3 protein-coding genes and 1 pseudogene are annotated in these 3,817 nt (G+C 73.5%); 3 read left to right on the forward strand and 1 reads right to left on the reverse strand.

Features of this window, described 5'->3' with window-relative positions; translation table 11 throughout:
• Positions 1–102 precede the first annotated feature (102 nt).
• Together N866_RS21605 and N866_RS17200 are read left to right on the forward strand one after the other, a co-directional pair.
• Positions 103–1,227: a hypothetical protein gene (locus N866_RS21605; RefSeq protein WP_245612645.1), complete on the forward strand. Its 1,125-nt coding sequence runs from the start codon at positions 103–105 to the stop codon at positions 1,225–1,227.
• 9 nt (positions 1,228–1,236) lie between these two features.
• Positions 1,237–2,251 (forward strand): annotated as a pseudogene (locus N866_RS17200) (AAA family ATPase).
• A 125-nt stretch (positions 2,252–2,376) separates the two neighbouring features.
• Here the strand turns inward: N866_RS17200 and N866_RS17205 are convergent.
• The gene (locus N866_RS17205; RefSeq protein WP_034228821.1) at positions 2,377–3,051 is read right to left on the reverse strand and encodes a TetR/AcrR family transcriptional regulator; all 675 of its coding nucleotides are present in this window, start codon (positions 3,049–3,051) and stop codon (positions 2,377–2,379) included.
• 153 nt (positions 3,052–3,204) lie between these two features.
• Here N866_RS17205 and N866_RS17210 point away from each other — a divergent pair, with 153 nt between their 5' ends.
• The gene (locus N866_RS17210; protein WP_034228823.1) at positions 3,205–3,705 is read left to right on the forward strand and encodes a DUF6326 family protein; all 501 of its coding nucleotides are present in this window, start codon (positions 3,205–3,207) and stop codon (positions 3,703–3,705) included.
• The last annotated feature ends 112 nt before the right edge of the window (positions 3,706–3,817 follow it).

The raw sequence follows: 3,817 nt of genomic DNA on the forward strand, positions 1-3,817 counted from the left end.
CCCGAGCCCGCACGGCCCGGGCCGGACGCCCCGGGGGCACGGCCCGAGCCGGAGCCCGTCCGACCCGAGCCGGAGCCCGAGCCGGAGCCGCCCGTGCCGCCGGTGCGGCTCGGCGTCCTCGTCTCCCCGCGGCTCACGGAGCTCCTCGGCGACGGGCTGCTGCACCTGGACACGGTGCTGCGTGACGCCGTCGGCGGCGACGCCTGGGACGTGACCGTCGTGGCGGACCCGACCGCCGACCGCGGCCCCGGCGCGCTGGACACGCTCGAGGCGGCGCGCGACCGCCTGCTCGACGAGGACTGGGACCTCGCCGTCGGGCTGACGGCGATGCCGCTGCTCGACGGACGGCGCGCCGTCGTCACCCGGACCGCCCCGGTCCACGGGGTCGGGCTCGTCAGCGTGCCGGCCCTGGGTGCGGTGCACGTCCGGTCCCGCACGCGCGGCGCCGTCGTGCGTCTGGTCGGTGAGCTGATCGACGTCCCCGTGCAGGACGTGGAGTCCGGGGAGCGGGGCGCGGCGGACGGGGACGCCGCTGACAAGCAGGGCCAGCGGCTGCGTGGTCGCCTCCGCCAGCTCACCGCCGACGACGACGCCGCAGCGCCCGGCGGCGTCCGGCTCGCCGCCCGCGTGCTCGGCAGCAACGCGGGCCTGCTGCTCGCCATGATCCGCGCGAACCGGCCGTGGCGGCTGCTCGCGCCCCTGTCGCGGGCGCTGACGGCGGCCGGCGCCGCGGCGGTCCTCACGCTGGTCACCACGGACCTCTGGCTGCTCGCGGACGCCTTCGGCGTCGGGCGCCTCCTCCTGCTCGCGGTGCTGTCGGTCGCCGCGGTGAGCGTGGCACTCATCGCGGGAGCCCAGCTGTGGGAGCGGGCCCGCCGCGCCCGCGAGCGCCGGCAGGTCATGCTGTTCAACCTCGCCACCGCCGGCACGGTGCTGGTCGGGGTGCTGGTGCTGCACGTCGTCCTGCTGTTCGTGGCGCTGCTCGGGGCCGCGCTGCTGGTCGACTCGGGCGTGCTCGCGGGGGTGATCGGGCGCTCGCCGGACGGCGGCACCTGGTGGCGCCTCGCGTGGCTGACGGCGAGCCTCGCGACCGTGGCCGGGGCGATCGGTGCGGGCCTGGAGGACGACGACGACGTCCGCGCCGCCGCGTACACGCGTTCGCAGGAGTGGGTCGACGACCCGGCGCCGCGGACGCCCCCCGGGCGGACCCCGGGGAACGGCTCGTAGGCTCGGCCCATGGCTGCCCGCCGCAAGCCGCTCGACGACCTGCGACACGCCGTCGGTCGCCTGGCCGAGCAACGGCCGCTGCCGGGCCTGCCGCCGGCCGTGGAGGACCTCTTCGGTCCCCGTCCGGGCCCGGCCCGGCCGCTCTCGGCGGTGCAGGCCGAGCTCGACGGGCTCGTCGGGCTGGAGACGGTGAAGGAGCAGGTCCGGGCGCTCGTCGCCTTCCTGCAGGTGCAGTCCCGCCGCAAGGCGCACGGCCTGCCCGAGGTGGCGACGTCCCAGCACCTGGTGTTCCTCGGCAACCCCGGCACGGGCAAGACCACCGTGGCGCGGCTCCTGGCCGAGATGTACCGGGCGGTCGGGCTGCTGCAGAAGGGCCACCTGGTCGAGGTCGACCGCGCCGCGCTGGTCGGGCAGTACGTCGGGGCGACCGCGCTCAAGACGGACCGGGTGATCCGCCGCGCGCTCGACGGCGTGCTGTTCATCGACGAGGCGTACTCGCTGGCGCCGGAGGGCGAGGGGCGGCCCGACTTCGGCCCCGAGGCGATCGAGATCCTGCTCAAGCGCATGGAGGACCACCGCCACCGCCTCGTGGTGATCGTGGCCGGCTACCCCCGGCTGATGGAGTCGTTCCTGCTCTCCAACCCGGGTCTGCGCTCCCGGTTCGCGCGCGAGCTCAGCTTCCCCGACTACTCGACGGACGAGCTCGAGGCGATCTTCGGGACCATCCTGGCCCAGCACGAGTACACGCTGGAGCCCGGGGCCGAGGTCACGCTCCGCCGGATCCTCGGGGGCCTGCGCCACGGCGAGGGGTCCGGCAACGCGCGCTTCGCCCGCACCCTGTTCGAGCAGGCGCTCAACCGGCAGGCCCTGCGGCTGACGCAGGGCGACGGGGGCGCGGACTCGCTCGACCGCGCCGACGTCACGACCCTCACCGCGGACGACGTCGCCGAGGCCGCCCGCGCGCTCGGCGAGGACCCCTCGCAGGACCCCGGGCTCTCCGCGATGGCGGCGCTGGCTGGGGTGAGCGGCCGGATGCCCATGAGCTCGCTCGTCCCGCGGCCGCCGGGTACAGGTCGCCCGTCTGCTGATCCGCGCACCCGGACCCAGCTCGGCGAGGGCGACGGGCCGCACGACGGTCGGTGAGCGTGGCTATGCGGAGCCTCTCAGGGGCTCGAGGGCGGCCAGGACGAGGTCGAGGCCGAAGAAGAACTCCTCTGCCGGGTCGTAGCCCGCAGCGACCAGCGCCGCGGCGGACTCGTTGAGGTAGGGGAACTCCTCAGGAGGGAGCTGGGGCAGGAAGACGTCCTCGGCCATGTCCGCGAACTCGCCCGCGGTGTCGAACGGCAGGCTGGCCGCCTGCAGGGCGAACCCGTAGACGTAGACGTCGAGCAACCAGTTGGCGTGCGTCGCCATGAGAACCGAGAAGCCGGCCCTCCGCAGGCAGGCGGTCACCGCCTCGCGGTGGCGGAGGTGCGCCGGCCCCGGCGACGTCCGCGACTCCATCAGGCTGATCGCCCACGGGTGGCGGGCGAGTACCTGGCGGGCGGACACCGCGCGCCGTCGCATCGCCGACTGCCAGTCGGTGTCCTCGGGCGGGAGCTCGATCTCCGCGAACACGACGTCGATCATGGCGTCCAGCAGCTCCTCCTTGTTCGCCACGTAGTGGTAGAGCGACATCGCGCCCGCCCCGAGCTCGCCGGCCAGCCGGCGCATGCTCAGCCCGTCGACCCCCTCGCGGTCGGCGAGCCGGACAGCCTCGACGACCACCCGCTGCTTGCTCAGCCCGATGTCCGACGCGACCTGGCGTCGCCTGCTCACAGCCACGGATGTCCTCGCTCCCTCGCACGGCTTGACAGTCGTACAGCGTACGCCCATAGTACGGCGTACGACAGATTCCGTACACCGTACGAGCCCCGCTCGACACCCTGGCCCGCCGCCGCTCAGGCGAACGGATCGCTCCTCTCGGAAGAAGGACTGATGACCACCCGGACCCCCACCGCGACCCTGCTCGACAGCCCCCCGGTTCCCGTGCAGGCCAAGCTCGCGGCAGCCTGGACCAGCCTCATGTTCCTCGTCATCTACATCGACTACTTCCACCTCTACCAGCCCGGGGAGATCGACGAGATCCGAGGTGGCGTGATCTTCGAGTTCGACATCAGCGCGACACTGATGACCACCTTCTTCGTGGTCATCGCGATCCCTGCCCTGATGGTGGTGCTCTCCATGACGCTGCCCGCTCGAACGAATCGCGCCACGAATATCGTCGTGGCGTCGCTCTACGTCCCCGTCATGGTGTTCAACGCGGCAGGGGCGTCCTCGGACTGGGCGTTCTACTACGCCGTCACCATCGGGGTCGAGGTGCTGATCCTGGCGTTCGTCCTGCGCTCCGCCTGGACCTGGCCCCGGGGCGTGGCGTCGACGGTTACCACGGCGGCCGGCGCGTACGAGGAGCCTCTCCAGGCGCAGCATCACCCGTGACTCCCGCGTAAGCCCACCTTCGGCTCCAGGCATCAGGTCAGGCGGCGGACGGCGCGCTTCTGCCGATGTGCGCGATCCAGGCGTTTGGCGGGTCTTCGCGGTTCGTGGTGAA

The sequence above is a fragment of the Actinotalea ferrariae CF5-4 genome, assembly GCF_000603945.1.
Classification (GTDB): Bacteria; Actinomycetota; Actinomycetes; order Actinomycetales; family Cellulomonadaceae; genus Actinotalea; species Actinotalea ferrariae.